Source organism: Tropicimonas aquimaris (genome assembly GCF_042676185.1).
Taxonomy (GTDB): Bacteria; Pseudomonadota; Alphaproteobacteria; order Rhodobacterales; family Rhodobacteraceae; genus Tropicimonas; species Tropicimonas aquimaris.
In genome coordinates, this window is the sequence record NZ_JBHTJT010000002.1 from 100277 (window position 1) to 114470 (window position 14194).

Genomic DNA, 14194 nt, shown 5'->3' on the forward strand with positions numbered 1-14194 from the left:
ACCGTCCGTCTCGTTGCATTTTCCGCGCGGTGGCGCACGCATGGAGCGCATGGAGCATTGCCGAGGAGACTCGCATGAGCGACCACCCGATCTTTCCCGACCTCGCAGGAGCCTCGGTGTTCATCACCGGCGGCGGCTCGGGCATCGGAGCGGACCTGACCGAGGGCTTCCTGCAGCAGGGCAGCCGCGTGGCTTTCGTGCAGCGCTCGGACGCCAGCGCGTTTTGCAACGAGATGGAGCGCCGGACGGGCAACCGTCCGCTGTTCCTGCCCTGCGACATAACCGACACCGCCGGCCTCAAGTCCGCCATCGAGGCGGCCGCGCAGGCGCATGGTCCGGTGCGGGTGCTGATCAACAACGCCGCCAATGACCAGCGGCACGAGACGCTGGAGATCGACGAGGCGTTCTGGGACGCCTCGATGGCGATCAATCTCAAGTCCTACTTCTTCGCCGCTCAGGCGGTGATCCCGGGGATGCAGGCCGCCGGCGGCGGGTCGATCGTCAACATGTCTTCGATCAGCTACATGATGGCGGACTGTGGCTATGCCCCCTACATCACCGCGAATGCCGGCATCACCGGGCTGACGCGCACGCTGGCGCGCGAATTCGGCCCCGACAACATCCGCGCCAATGCGGTGATGCCGGGCATGGTGGTGACCGACCGGCAACTCGAGAAGTGGTTGACGCCGGAAAACATGGAGGCACAGATCGACCGGCAGTGCCTCAAGCGAACACTTTCGCCCGACGACATGGTAGGGGGCGTTCTTTTTCTCGCATCCAGCGCGTCTGCGGCCATGACGGCGCAGGCGCTGGTGCTCGACGGTGGGGTGGTGACGACAGGATGAACAGACTGGACTGGATCGCGGTTGACTGGGGCACCTCGTCGCTCCGGGCCTGGGGGATCGGCACGGACGGGTCCGTGCTCTGGGCCGAAAGCTCGCCGACCGGCATGGGCGGCCTCGCACCGGAGCAGTTCGAGCCGACCTTCCTGGCGCTGGTCGCCCCGCATGTCGGCCCCTCGAAGCGGATCGAGGCGATCGCCTGCGGCATGGTCGGCGCGCGGCAGGGCTGGGCCGAGGCAGGCTACCGAGCGGTGCCTTGCACCCCGCTCTCTCCCGATCTAACCGCCGCCCCGACGAGCGACCCGCGCCTGAGCTTCCGGATCATCGGCGGGCTCAGCCAGGCCGATCCGGCCGATGTGATGCGCGGCGAGGAAACCCAGATCGCCGGCTTCCAGGCGCTCAACCCGAAGTTCGACGGCGTGATCTGCCTGCCCGGCACCCACAGCAAGTGGGTCCATGTCAGCGCGGGCGAGGTCGTGAGCTTCCAGACCTTCATGACCGGCGAGCTCTTTGCCGCGCTCGCCGGCCACACCGTGCTGCGCCATTCGGTCGGCGGCGAGGACTGGGACGACGACGCCTTTGCCGAGGCCGTGGACGACGCGGTCTCGCGCCCCGAGAAGCTGGCCGCGCGCCTTTTCGGCCTGCGCGCGGAAGGGCTGCTCAAGGGCCTGCCCGCGGCCGCCGCGCGGGCGCGGCTCTCGGGCCTGCTGATCGGAGCGGAACTCGCCGCCGCCCGCCCCTACTGGCTGGGCCAGAATATCGCCATCGTCGGTGCCACCGGGATCTCCGGACGCTACGGCGCGGCGCTGTCCGGCCTTGGGGTCACGGCGACGCTGGCCGATGGCGACGCAATGGTCCTGAAGGGCCTGATCGTCGCCCGGTCGAACACCACGGAGACACCCACATGAGCCGCCCCATCATCGCCATCCTGCGTGGCATCTCGCCCTCCGAGGCCGCTCCCGCCGCGCTGTCGCTGCTCGACGCGGGCATCGACAGGATCGAGGTTCCGCTCAACTCGCCCGACCCGCTGGAGAGCATCCGCGAGATGGCCGTCGCGGTGGGTGACCGGGCGCTGATCGGCGCGGGCACCGTGCTCACCGTAGCGCAGGTCGAGCAGGTCGCCGAGGCCGGCGGCAAGCTCGTGGTCTCGCCAAACTGCGTGCCCGAGGTGATCCGGGCCACCAAGGCGCATGGCATGGAGTCCTGGCCGGGCATCTTCACCCCGACCGAGGCCTTTGCCGCACTCGAGGCAGGCGCCGACGGGCTGAAGCTCTTCCCCGGCAACATGGCAGGGCCGGACGGACTCAAGGCCCTGCGCGCCGTGCTACCACCGAACACGGAAGTCTTTGCCGTAGGCGGTGCCGGGCCGGAGAACTTCAAGACGTGGCTGGCCGCCGGAGCCGACGGGTTCGGCATCGGCTCGGCGCTCTACACGCCCGGCATGGACGCCGGGGACATCTTCGCCCGCGCCAGCCGGATCGTGCAGGCCTACGACGCCGCAGCCTCATGACACGGATCTTCGAAGCCACCCCCTGCCGGCTTGGCGAGGGGCCACTCTGGCATCCCACGCGGGGCCAGCTCTTCTGGTTCGACATCCTCGACCGCAAACTGCTGACCCGGGCCGACGGCGACACCCGGGTCTGGCAATTCGACGACCATGTCTCGGCCGCTGGCTGGCTCGACGAAACGGCGCTGCTGGTCGCCTCTTCGACCGCCCTGTTCCGGTTCGACCTCGAGACCGGTGCGCGGGAGGAGATCTGCCCGCTCGAAGCGGACAACCCCGTTACCCGCTCCAACGATGGCCGGGCCGATCCCTGGGGCGGCTTCTGGATCGGCACGATGGGCTTCAACGCCGAGGAAGGCGCCGGGGCGATTTACCGTTATTTCCGCGGCGAGCTGCGCAGGATCCTGCCCGGCATCACCATCCCCAACGCGATCTGCTTCGACCCCGATGGCGGGTACGCCTGCTGTTGCGACACCCGCGAACACGTCATCCGAAAGCTTCGGCTGAACGAGGCCGACGGCTGGCCGGAAGGCGAATCCGAGGTCTTCATCGACATGCGGGAGCATGACTGGGGGCCGGACGGCGCCGTGATCGACGCCGAAGGCAGGTTCTGGAATGCGCAATGGGGCGCCGCGCGGGTCGCCGTCTATGATCGTGCCGGTCGCCTGACCGACACAATCCCGTTCGGTGCCCGCCAGACGACCTGTCTCGCGTTTGGCGGCGACGATCTTTGCACCCTCTTCGTGACCTCCGCCCGCGACGGCCTTTCTGAAAACGCCATCGTCGCGCGACCCGAAAACGGCATGACCTTCGCCGTCGACGCTGTCGGCAAGGGTCAGCCCGAACACAAGGTGATCCTGTGAAACCTGCACTCGGCGTCTGCTACTACCCCGAACACTGGCCCGAGGAATTCTGGGCCGAGGATGCCGCCCTGATGGCAGCGACCGGCCTGACCTGGGTGCGGATCGGCGAATTTGCCTGGTCGCGGCTGGAACCGCAGCCCGGGAAGTTCGCCTTCGATTGGCTCGACCGAGCGATCAAGACCCTTGGCAACGCTGGGCTCAAGGTGGTGCTCGGCACGCCGACGGCCACGCCGCCACGCTGGATGATCGAGCGGCACCCGGACATGCTGGCTGTCGACGCCCAGGGCCGGCCGCGCAAGTTCGGCTCCCGCCGTCACTACTGCTTCAGTCATCTCGGCTACCGCGAGGCAAGCGTCCGCATTGCCCGGATCCTTGGCGAACGCTACGGCCGCAACCCGCATGTCCAGGCCTGGCAGATCGACAACGAATACGCCTGCCACGACACCACGCTGAGTTATTCCGCCGCCGCCGTCGCGGGCTTCCGCAACTGGCTGGCGCAGCGCTACCAGTCGCCGGACGCGCTGAACCGGGCCTGGGGCAACGTGTTCTGGTCGATGGAATACGCCGACTTCTCCGAGATCGACCCGCCGGCACTTACCGTGACCGAGCCCAACCCCGCCCACGTGATGGACTGGCGCCGCTATTCCAGTGACCAGGTCGTCGCCTTCAACCGCGCCCAGGCCGAGGCGCTGCGGCCGCTGACCGACGCGCCGCTGATCCACAACTACATGGGCCGCGTGCTGGACTTCGACCACTTCGACACCGGCGCCGACCTCGACATCGCCAGTTGGGACAGCTACCCGATCGGCTTTCTCTCTGACCGGCTCGAGGACGGCCCCGAGCACAAACGGCGCTACCTTCGGCAGGGCGATCCGGACATGCAGGCGCTCCACCACGACCTCTACCGCGCGGTCGGGCGGGGTCGCTGGTGGGTGATGGAGCAGCAGCCGGGCCCAGTAAACTGGGCGCCGCATAACCCCGCACCTTTGCCGGGTATGGTCCGGCTATGGGCCTGGGAGGCCATCGCCCACGGCGCCGAGGCAGTCTGCTATTTCCGCTGGCGCCAAGCGCCTTTCGCGCAGGAGCAGATGCACGCCGGCCTGCTGCTCCCCGACAGCGCCCCCGCTCCGGGCCTTGCCGAGGCTGCGCAGGTCGCCCGCGAGCTTGCCACGATGCCGGACATCAAGCCGACCCAGGCACGCGTGGCGATCCTGTTCGACTATCCCTCCGCCTGGGCCTGGGAAGCGCAGCCGCAGGGTGCCGATTTCGACTATTTCCGGCTCGTGTCCGAGGTCTATCGTGGCCTCCGCAAACTCGGGCTGAACATCGATATCCTGCCACTGACCTGCGCCGACCTCTCAGCCTACAAGCTGGTGCTCGGCCCCGGCCTCTTCACCCTGCCCGAGCGCCTGGTCGCGGCCCTTTCGACCTACGACGGGCTCGCCATCCTAGGCCCGCGCACCGGCACCCGGACGCCGGATTTCGCCATCCCCGTGCCCCTGCCTCCCGCGCTCCCGGGGTTCGATACCACGATCGCGCTCACCGAGAGCCTGCCGAATGGCGCCGAAGAGCCGCTGGAAGCCGGAGGCACCGTCGGGCGCTGGCTCGAGCGGCTGGAGGGCACGGCCGAGGTCGTGGAGCGCACCAGGTCCGGCCAGCCGGTGCTGGTCCGCTCCGGCAGGCTGCACTACCTCGCGGGCTGGCCGGACCCGGAGGCGATGGTTCGTATCCTGCGCAACGCCTGCGCCGAGGCCGGCATCGTCACGACCGACCTGCCGGACGGCCTTCGCATCAGCGACACGGCCACCCATCGCTTCTACATCAATTACGCGCCCGAACCGCAGAGCCACGATGGCGTGACTGTGCCCGCGGCCGGCGTCACCTGGACACCGCTCCCATGACCCGCACGCCCTTCGGTATCACCCGGGCCGGCATCCACGTTGAGCGGATCACCCTTCACAACGCAGCGATCCGGGCCAGCGTGCTGACTTATGGCGCGACGCTCCAGAGCCTCTATCTTTCCGGGCTCGACCGGTCGCTGACCCTCGGAAGCCAAGACCTCGCCGGCTACGAATCCGGCGCCTTCGGCTATTTCGGAACCATCGTCGGCCCCGTCGCCAACCGGATCGGCGGCGCCACGACCCTCTTCCGGGGTCGCCGCCTCGACTTCGAGGCGAACGATGCCGGCGTGAACCACCTGCATGGCGGCAGCACCGGGCTCGGCGGTAAAGTCTGGCAGGTGGCGGCTGCCACCGACACCCGGCTGCTGCTCACCTGCACGGCCGCAGATGGCGAAGGCGGCCTGCCCGGCAACCGGCGTTTCGAGGCCGAGTACACCCTCGGCGATGGCCCGGAGCTGACCCTCTCGCTCCGGGCGCGGAGCGACACGGCAACGCTCGTGAACCTCTGCAACCACAGCTACTGGAACCTCTCGGACAACCCGACCTTCGACGGCCACACACTGCAGGTCGCCGCCCGCGCCTACCTGCCAACCGACGCCACGGCCCTCCCCACGGGCGAGATCCGACCTGTGGATGGCACGCCCCTTGATTTCCGCGCGCTCCGCGTCCTCAAGCCGGCAGACGTGTTCGACACCAACCTCTGCCTCGCCGAGGCTCGCCGCCCGCTCACGCCCGCCGCAACCCTGACCGCGCCAGACGGCCTCGCGATGACGCTGGAAACAACGGAACCCGGCCTCCAGCTTTACGATGCCCGCCACATGCCCGTTCTTGGCGCAGAGGGGCTCGACGGCCGCCCTTGCGGCCCGCGATGCGGCATCGCCCTCGAGGCACAGGGCTGGCCCGACGCGCCCAACAGGCCCGGCTTCCCGAGCGTTGAGCTTGAGGCGGGCGAAACCTCCGACCAGGTGACCCGCTTCCACTTCTCACACCCCTGACCCTCTTCTTGGTCCCAATACCCTCGCCGAAGGCGCGCGCGCGTCAGCGCGCGCCCTCGAGAAAAGAAACGGGGCGCCCGGTCTCCCAGGCGCCCCCTCGGCACTTCGACCTGTCAGGCAGGGATCACTCGGCCATGCCGATCGAGAAAAACAGCGTTTCGCCGGAATGGTCGTCGATGCCGTCGTTGTCGGTCGAGACGAAGATCTTGCCGGCCGCGTCGATGGCCAGGCCCTCGACCTTGTCCTGGACGTAGCCGTTGAGCTGCAGCAGGTCAGGGATCAGGTCGCGCACCTCCTCCTTGCTCACCACCGGCAGTTCGCCCTCGAGCGCAGCCGGAACCATCTCGGCAGCCGGCACGCGGTAGACCTTCTTGGTCACCGCCGCATCGCCGATCAGGTTGTCGCGCTCGACGACGTAGACCCAGTCGCCATGGGCGACGATCTCGGACAGACCGACCCAGCCGGAGTTCGGCGCGGCCTTCGGGTAGTGCACGGCGCCCCATTCCCCGGTCTCGAGATTGTAGGCCACAAGCTTCGCGTGATCCTTCGGATCGTCGCCCCACTCACGCTGAACCGCCATCCAGAGCGTGTCGCCGATCTTGGTGACACCCTCGAAGCCGAAACGGGTCTCGCCGGCCAGAAGCTCTGCCGGCAGGCCGATCTCTTCCTCGATCGCGCCTTCGGCGTCCACGCGGTAGAGCGCATGCGGGATCACATGGTCGGTGCGGCCCTCGGAGGCGAGCCAGAAGCCGCCTTCGCCGTCGAGCGCGATGCCCTCAAGGTCAAGCTTCTGGGCCGGCTGGCCCTCGCGGGTGACACGGATCGCCTCCACGATCTTCGCCGGATGGTCGGTCGCGTCGATCTTGAAGATCGTCGGCTGCATCCCGTAGAAACTGTCGTTCACGGCGTAGATCATTCCGGGAACCTCGGCGTCGGCGACCATGCCCGAGATCGCGCCCCAGCCGACCGGCGCACCGTTCTCCATGGTGATGCCCCTGGAGGTCAGCATCGGGTAGGCGGCGTCGCCCTCGGCCATCTCGAAGATCATCACATGGGCGCGCACGCCGCCGTCCGGGCCAAGGTCGGTCTCGTTTGCGGAGACCAGCAGGTTGCGCTCGGGGATCGCCACGTAGCCCTCGGGCCCGATGCCGGAGGGAAGCAGCTGCTTCAGCACCGGGGCGGACGGGTCGGTCGCGTCGTAGACGCCGACCACCGAGGCACGCTCGGCGCCGATGAAGACGTAGGGCGTGCCACCGAAGGTCGCGACCTCGACCGACTCGGGCTCGACGCCCTTGTTGCCCGAACGGCCCTCGGGATAGTGGCCGATCTCCGCCACGGCATACTCGAACGACGCGCCGTCCTCGTAGACGACCGAGCCGTCCTTGTTGAAGATCGTCCAGCCACGCGAGCCGCCGTCCATGTCGCCTTCATTGGCGGTGACGAAGTGGTCGTCGTCCAGCCACTTCACGGCATCGGGTTCGCGCAGGCGGCCCATCTGCTCGCCGTCGAAGGTCAGCGCGCCTTCCTCGTCGACATCGATGTTCTCGAGGTCGACCCCACCAGCGGAAAAGTTCGCCAGCAGCGTGCCGTCACGGGCAACCACGGCGATGTGGTTGTTCTCCTGCAGCGTCACCACCGTCTCGCCCAGACCGTTCACGTCGACGAATTCCGGCTCCGGGTCTTCCGGGGCGACCTCGGCCAGGCCGGTCAGCTCGACCGTCTTCAGCGTGTCGCAGACCGCGGTGTTGTCGGTGGCATCGATCATCGCGAGGAACCCCGCGGGCATCTGGCCCACGCGGCCGTCGCCGGCTTCCTCGTCGCGCTCGTTCTCGATGGCGACGACGACAAAGGAGCCGTCCTTGGCCGCGGCCACCGAATCCGACTGACCGCCCAGATCGCAGGTGCCGACGATCTCCTTGCCTGCAATGTCGATCACCGCGAGGTGGCCCGAGGGATCGGTGTAGCTCTCGGAGTTGTTGACGCCGACATAGGCACGGTCGCCGATGATCGCGACCGAGGTCGGCTCACCGTCCAGCGCGATGTTGCCCAGCGGCTTCGGCGCCGCGGCATCGGTGATGTCGATCAGACCGATCACGCCAAGCGGGCTGTCCGTGTAGACCAGCGTCATGCCATCCGGCGTCGCCGCGATGATCTCGGCAGAGGTCTCGCGCGCGGCGTCCTCACCCTCGGCCATGTTCAGCGGCGTTGCGAAGGAGGCGATGCGGTTGAAGGTCATCTCAGCATGTGCCGAGCCGGCGACAAGAGCCAGCACCGAGCTGACGGTCAGTAGTCTGTTCATAGGGAACCCCCGTTGGATTTCACGGGGGGATCTGTGGCCACGAACGACGACGCTCAGGTAACGGCTATGTTTCAGTTTGATGAAAGCTGAGGCCTACGGGGCGGTTGGCTATCGATTGTAGGCCTCGATCTCGATGGCGAGCCGCGTCTGCTTGTCCGCCAGCTCCTTCATGATGTCCTTGCGAAGCGCCGGATCATGCTCGCCGTCCAGTCTTTCCCGAAGCGCGGCGATCTCGATGTTGAGCAGTACCGGAACGGGCCTCGCGTCGGACTCGGCCAGCAGCTTGTCGATCACGCTGGGCGCGGGGCCATCTAGGTCCGGGATCGGCTCGCCGGAACCGGACAGGTCATCGAACTCGCCCCGCGCCTCCATTCGGCTCAGGAAAAGGTCGATCGTCAGATTGAGCGGATGTGCCATGGGATACCCTCGCAAGTCGCCGAAATAAGCATTTCCCCAGAAGGTTCAATCGTCCCGCCCTGCGACGAACCGACCTGCCCCCCCGGGCACGGCCGAAATGGAGTCGCCTCAGAACGGGCGGACGACATTGCCCGAATAGAAGAACACCCCGAGCCCTACGAGGAACAGCACGTCTCCGGCCACGGCGTGCAGCAGGAGCGCCATCGGGAACGACCGCCGTATCTCGTAGGCCCAGGCAAATGCCAGCCCGCCCACGAAGGTCATGAAGAGCACCACCCAGGACCAGTACATGAGGTGCGCCAGCGAGAAGATCGCTGCATTGAGCAGTAGCGCCGCCCACCGCTGCCGGGGCAGGATGGACCGGTAGCGGCGGAAGTAGAGCGCCCGGAAGAGCAACTCCTGCGGAAGCGCGGAGAGCAGCGGATAGAGCATCAGGATCATGATCATCAGTTCCGGCTGCCGCCGCACCAGCGAAAACAGAGCCTCCGGCCGCACCAGCCAGAGCAGCCCGGTTCCGAACAGCATGACCAGCAGGCCAATCAGCCAGATCCACGCCCAGTCGATGCTGTCGCGCCCCGCGAACAGGTCGCGCCAGCGGAACGTCGCGGTGCGGTGCAGCAGCACCAGCCCGATAGCGGTCATCGCGAAGAGCACCGGGAACATATGCTGCGGCGGGACCACGATCGCCATTACGATTGGCGACAGCACGAACAAGGCAAGGAATTCGGCGCGGAGCCGTCCCGCGCCGGATCTGCCGCTCGATCCCTCCTCGATCATTGCCCGCTCACCATGCGCGGACCCTGTGCCGAAGCGCGCAGCCACGCAATGGGGGATCGCCTCGAGGGCCATCACTTTCCCTCTCGACACTCCCCGCACGCCCCGCCATCTCGACGTCCGGTCATACCGCCCCTTGCGCCCCCCCGCTCGCTGTCTATAACGCAGACAATTTGCGCCGCCCCTGCTGCCCGGAGACTCACTCATGCCCAAACGCACCGATATCTCGTCCATCATGATCATCGGCGCGGGGCCAATCGTGATCGGCCAGGCCTGCGAGTTCGATTACTCCGGCGCCCAAGCGTGCAAGGCGCTTCGCGAGGAAGGCTATCGGGTCATCCTGGTCAACTCCAACCCGGCAACGATCATGACCGACCCCGGCATGGCCGACGCGACCTACATCGAACCGATCACCCCCGAGATCGTCGCCAAGATCATCGAGAAGGAGCGCCCCGACGCGCTGCTGCCCACGATGGGCGGGCAGACCGGGCTGAACACCTCGCTGGCGCTGGCCGACATGGGTGTGCTCGAAAAATTCGGCGTCGAGCTGATCGGCGCCAACCGCGAAGCCATCGAGATGGCCGAGGACCGCAAGCTTTTCCGTGAGGCGATGGACCGGATCGGCCTGGAGAACCCGCGCGCCACAATCGTCTCCTCGCCCAAGGGCGAGAACGGCAAGTACGACATCAAGGCCGGCCTTGCGCTGGCCATGGAAGCCATCGAAACGGTCGGCCTGCCTGCGATCATCCGCCCCGCCTTCACCCTCGGCGGCACCGGCGGAGGCATCGCCTATAACCGGGACGATTACGAATACTACTGCCGTTCGGGGCTTGAAGCCTCGCCCGTCAGCCAGATCCTGATCGACGAAAGCCTTCTGGGCTGGAAGGAATTCGAGATGGAGGTTGTCCGCGACAAGGCGGACAACGCGATCATCGTCTGCGCCATCGAGAACGTCGATCCGATGGGCGTGCACACCGGCGACTCCATCACCGTGGCTCCCGCGCTGACGCTGACCGACAAGGAATACCAGATCATGCGCAACGGCTCGATTGCCGTTCTGCGCGAGATCGGCGTGGAGACCGGCGGATCCAATGTCCAATGGGCGATCAACCCCGAGGACGGCCGCATGGTCGTGATCGAGATGAACCCGCGCGTCTCCCGTTCCTCGGCGCTGGCCTCCAAGGCGACCGGCTTCCCGATTGCCAAGATCGCCGCCAAGCTCGCCGTGGGCTACACGCTCGACGAGCTCGACAACGACATCACCAAGGTGACGCCCGCGAGCTTCGAGCCGACCATCGACTACGTCGTCACAAAGATCCCGCGCTTCGCCTTCGAGAAGTTCCCCGGCTCCAAGCCCGAGCTGACCACCGCGATGAAATCGGTGGGCGAGGCGATGGCGATCGGTCGGACGATCCACGAATCCCTGCAGAAGGCGCTGGCCTCGATGGAAACCGGGCTGACCGGTTTCGACGAGGTCGCGATCGAGGGCCTGCCCGGGCCCGAGAACATGGTCTATGCGGAAAGCGACGATCCGGTGGTGCCGCAGATCCTCGTCGGCCGCGAGAAAAGCGACCAGATGGCAATAGACAAGGCGGTGACCCGGGCGCTCGCGCTCAAGACGCCGGACCGGCTGCGGGTGATCGCCCATGCCATGCGCTTCGGCTTCTCGGATGACGAGATCCAGGAGATCACCGCCTTCGATCCGTGGTTCCTCGCCCGGATCCGGGAAATCATCGGCACCGAGGCCCGCATCCGCAAGGAAGGCCTGCCGATGGACGAACATGGGCTTCGCGAGCTCAAGATGATGGGCTTCACCGACGCGCGCCTCGCGGCGCTGACCGGCCGCGACGAGGCCAACGTCCGCCGTGCCCGCGAAAACCTCGGCGTCGTGGCCCAGTTCAAGCGGATCGACACCTGCGCCGCCGAGTTCGAGGCGCAGACGCCCTACATGTACTCGACCTACGAGGTCCCGGCGATGGGCGAGACGGAGTGCGAAGCGCGCCCGTCCAACGCCAAGAAGGTCGTCATCCTCGGCGGCGGCCCGAACCGGATCGGCCAAGGCATCGAGTTCGACTATTGCTGCTGCCACGCCTGTTTCGCGCTGACCGAGGCGGGTTACGAGACCATCATGGTCAACTGCAACCCCGAGACCGTCTCCACCGACTACGACACCTCGGACCGGCTCTACTTCGAGCCGCTCACTTTCGAGCATGTCATGGAAATCCTGCGGGTGGAGCAGGAAAAGGGCACGCTGCACGGCGTGATCGTGCAGTTCGGCGGCCAGACGCCGCTCAAGCTCGCCAACGACCTCGAAGCCGCCGGCATCCCGATTCTCGGCACCACGCCGGACGCGATCGACCTTGCCGAGGACCGCGAGCGGTTCCAGGCGCTGGTGAACAAGCTCGGGCTCAAGCAGCCGAAGAACGGCATCGCTTCCTCCGACGCCGCCGCGATCCGCATCGCCGGCGAGATCGGCTTCCCGCTGGTGATCCGGCCCTCCTACGTGCTCGGTGGCCGGGCGATGGAGATCGTCCGCGATCACGCGCAGCTCGAGCGCTACATTTCCGAGGCCGTCGTGGTCTCCGGCAAGAGCCCGGTCCTGCTCGACAGCTACCTCTCCGGCGCCATCGAGATCGACGTCGACGCGCTCTGCGACGGCAAGCAGGTGCATGTGGCCGGCATCATGCAACACATCGAGGAAGCTGGGGTCCACTCCGGCGATTCCGCCTGCTCGCTTCCGCCCTATTCGCTTTCGGCAGAAACCATCGCGGAGCTGAAGCAGCAGACCGAGGCGCTCGCGCTCGCGCTCAACGTGGTTGGCCTGATGAACGTGCAGTTCGCGATCAAGGACGGCGAGATCTACCTGATCGAGGTCAACCCGCGCGCCTCGCGCACGGTGCCGTTCGTCGCCAAGGCCGTGGGCTCGCCCATCGCCTCGATCGCCGCGCGACTGATGGCCGGCGAGAAGCTCGACTCCTTCGAGCTGATCGATCCGCAGATCGACACCTTCGCGGTCAAGGAGGCGGTTATGCCCTTTGCCCGCTTCCCCGGCGTCGACACCCTGCTCGGACCCGAGATGCGCTCCACCGGCGAGGTGATGGGTTCGGACAAGAACTTCCACCGCGCCTTCCTCAAGGCCCAGATCGGCGCCGGCTCGGACCTGCCCGCTTCGGGCTGCGTCTTCCTGTCGATCAAGCCGGAGGACAAGACCCCGCAGCTGGTGGAAACCGCGCGAACGCTCCACGAACTCGGCTTCGAGATCCTCGCGACGCGGGGCACCGCCTCGTTCCTAAAGGAACACGAGATCCCGGCGAAGATCGTCAACAAGGTCTACGAAGGCCGCCCCAACATCGTCGACGTGATGAAGGACGGGCAGGTGAACCTGGTGATGAACACCACCGAGGGCGCGCAGGCGGTGGAAGACAGCCGCTCGATGCGAACCGTCGCGCTGATGGACAAGATCCCCTATTTTACCACCCTCGCCGCTGCCCATGCCGCTGCCCTGGCCATGAAGGCCCGGGAAGAAGGCGAGATCGAGGTTCGCGCGCTCCAGGACGTCTGAAGCCCCCCCCTCTCCGACCTGGCCGCCGCGCGTGCAGCGCGCGGCCACGCCCAACCGGGACCGGGGCATCTTCGATGCCGTGGCCCCGGGCGGGAGCCGCCCCATTTCGGCGGCTACAGGATGTCCGGTTTTCCACGACGGCGTCGGATGATACCCCTGCCCCGGCCAGACCAGACTCCGAGTTTTCAAAGCCAGATGAAGCACGTTTTCATAATCACCTATGGCCGGACCGGCTCCACCGCGCTGATGAAGGCGCTCAACTCCATCGAGGGCGCTTGTCTGAGAGGCGAGAACGGCGGCCTGCTGCGCCCGCTCGCCGAGGCCTTCATGATTTCGCAGCGCTCCCGGCGGCGCCACGGCGCGGCCAGCGGGCCGGTATCGCACCCATGGTATGGCGCCGGCGAGATGCGGCCGCACAGGTTCGGTGCCAGCCTCGCCCAGGCCTTCACACGCGACGTGCTCGCCCCGCCCGAGGGCACGCGGCTTACCGGCTTCAAGGAGATCCGCTACACCGCCGACGGCCTGACCGATCAGGCCTTCCGGGGCATCCTGCGTTTCATGCTCACCCAGTTCGAGGAGTCCCGCGTCATCTTCCTGACCCGGAACCCCGAGGAAGTGGCCGATTCCGCCTGGTGGCAAACCCGCGACCGCGACATCGTGATCGACGTCCTTGACGCCACGATCGAGCGCTTCAGGCACGCCCACGAGGACTTCCCCGAGCAGACCTTCCTCCTCGACCATGCCAGCTTCAATTCCGACCCGGAGGGCCTGCGCCCACTGCTGCAATGGCTCGGCGAGGAGATCCCGCCCGAGGCGCTGGCCGCGGCACTGGCCGAACGGGTGGCCGAGGCCTCCGGCACCGGCAGCCCGGACGAGGAGGATGCCGACGCCTCCGAAGACACCGAGCCCGAACTCGCGGCGGATCTGTCGCACTGACATCTGACCGGTGCCGGCCTGCCCGGAAATGCCGCTGCGACGCAACGGCGTTCACGCCGGATTTGCTTGACCTTCCTTCGCAACCGGGTGCAAGGACGGGC

The 14194-nt window shown here is 67.1% G+C and carries 11 protein-coding genes; 8 read left to right on the forward strand and 3 right to left on the reverse strand.

The window, feature by feature from the left end:
• Positions 1 to 74 precede the first annotated feature (74 nt).
• Genes ACFQ2S_RS00500 through ACFQ2S_RS00525 form a run of 6 tightly spaced genes read left to right on the forward strand, consistent with a single transcriptional unit; the run spans position 75 to position 6105 of the window.
• The gene (locus ACFQ2S_RS00500; RefSeq protein WP_386071823.1) at positions 75 to 845 is read left to right on the forward strand and encodes an SDR family NAD(P)-dependent oxidoreductase; all 771 of its coding nucleotides are present in this window, start codon (positions 75 to 77) and stop codon (positions 843 to 845) included.
• Complete coding sequence (locus ACFQ2S_RS00505; RefSeq protein ID WP_386071825.1) at positions 842 to 1750, forward strand: 2-dehydro-3-deoxygalactonokinase; 909 nt, start codon at positions 842 to 844, stop codon at positions 1748 to 1750. Before ACFQ2S_RS00500 ends, ACFQ2S_RS00505 begins: the two co-directional genes overlap by 4 nt.
• Positions 1747 to 2352 carry a 2-dehydro-3-deoxy-6-phosphogalactonate aldolase gene (locus tag ACFQ2S_RS00510; RefSeq protein WP_386071826.1) on the forward strand — a complete coding sequence of 202 codons (606 nt, stop codon included), beginning with the start codon at positions 1747 to 1749 and terminating at the stop codon, positions 2350 to 2352. Before ACFQ2S_RS00505 ends, ACFQ2S_RS00510 begins: the two co-directional genes overlap by 4 nt.
• A complete protein-coding gene (locus ACFQ2S_RS00515; RefSeq protein WP_386071828.1) occupies positions 2349 to 3209 on the forward strand; it encodes an SMP-30/gluconolactonase/LRE family protein in 861 nt (286 codons plus the stop codon). The genes ACFQ2S_RS00510 and ACFQ2S_RS00515 overlap by 4 nt, the downstream gene beginning before the upstream one ends.
• On the forward strand, positions 3206 to 5110 hold the full coding sequence (locus ACFQ2S_RS00520) for a beta-galactosidase (RefSeq protein WP_386071830.1): 1905 nt from the start codon (positions 3206 to 3208) through the stop codon (positions 5108 to 5110). The genes ACFQ2S_RS00515 and ACFQ2S_RS00520 overlap by 4 nt, the downstream gene beginning before the upstream one ends.
• The gene (locus ACFQ2S_RS00525; RefSeq protein WP_386071832.1) at positions 5107 to 6105 is read left to right on the forward strand and encodes an aldose epimerase family protein; all 999 of its coding nucleotides are present in this window, start codon (positions 5107 to 5109) and stop codon (positions 6103 to 6105) included. The genes ACFQ2S_RS00520 and ACFQ2S_RS00525 overlap by 4 nt, the downstream gene beginning before the upstream one ends.
• 124 nt (positions 6106 to 6229) lie before the next feature.
• Here ACFQ2S_RS00525 and ACFQ2S_RS00530 read toward each other — a convergent pair whose 3' ends face one another.
• The 3 genes from ACFQ2S_RS00530 to ACFQ2S_RS00540 all read right to left on the reverse strand — a co-directional run bounded on the left by ACFQ2S_RS00530 (position 6230) and on the right by ACFQ2S_RS00540 (position 9670).
• Positions 6230 to 8404 (reverse strand): esterase-like activity of phytase family protein, encoded by a 2175-nt coding sequence (locus tag ACFQ2S_RS00530; protein WP_386071833.1) that lies wholly within the window; start codon positions 8402 to 8404, stop codon positions 6230 to 6232.
• A gap of 108 nt (positions 8405 to 8512) precedes the next feature.
• Positions 8513 to 8821, reverse strand: coding sequence for a hypothetical protein (locus ACFQ2S_RS00535; protein ID WP_386071835.1), 309 nt, complete (start codon positions 8819 to 8821; stop codon positions 8513 to 8515).
• Between the two features lie 108 nt (positions 8822 to 8929).
• Positions 8930 to 9670 (reverse strand): CPBP family intramembrane glutamic endopeptidase, encoded by a 741-nt coding sequence (locus ACFQ2S_RS00540; protein ID WP_386071836.1) that lies wholly within the window; start codon positions 9668 to 9670, stop codon positions 8930 to 8932.
• A gap of 130 nt (positions 9671 to 9800) precedes the next feature.
• Between ACFQ2S_RS00540 and carB the strand changes: the two genes are divergently transcribed.
• Together carB and ACFQ2S_RS00550 are read left to right on the forward strand one after the other, a co-directional pair.
• Entirely contained in the window at positions 9801 to 13157 is a 3357-nt protein-coding gene (gene carB, locus ACFQ2S_RS00545) for a carbamoyl-phosphate synthase large subunit (protein WP_386071837.1), read from the forward strand.
• Positions 13158 to 13352: 195 nt separating this feature from the next.
• Complete coding sequence (locus ACFQ2S_RS00550; RefSeq protein ID WP_386071839.1) at positions 13353 to 14093, forward strand: hypothetical protein; 741 nt, start codon at positions 13353 to 13355, stop codon at positions 14091 to 14093.
• The last annotated feature ends 101 nt before the right edge of the window (positions 14094 to 14194 follow it).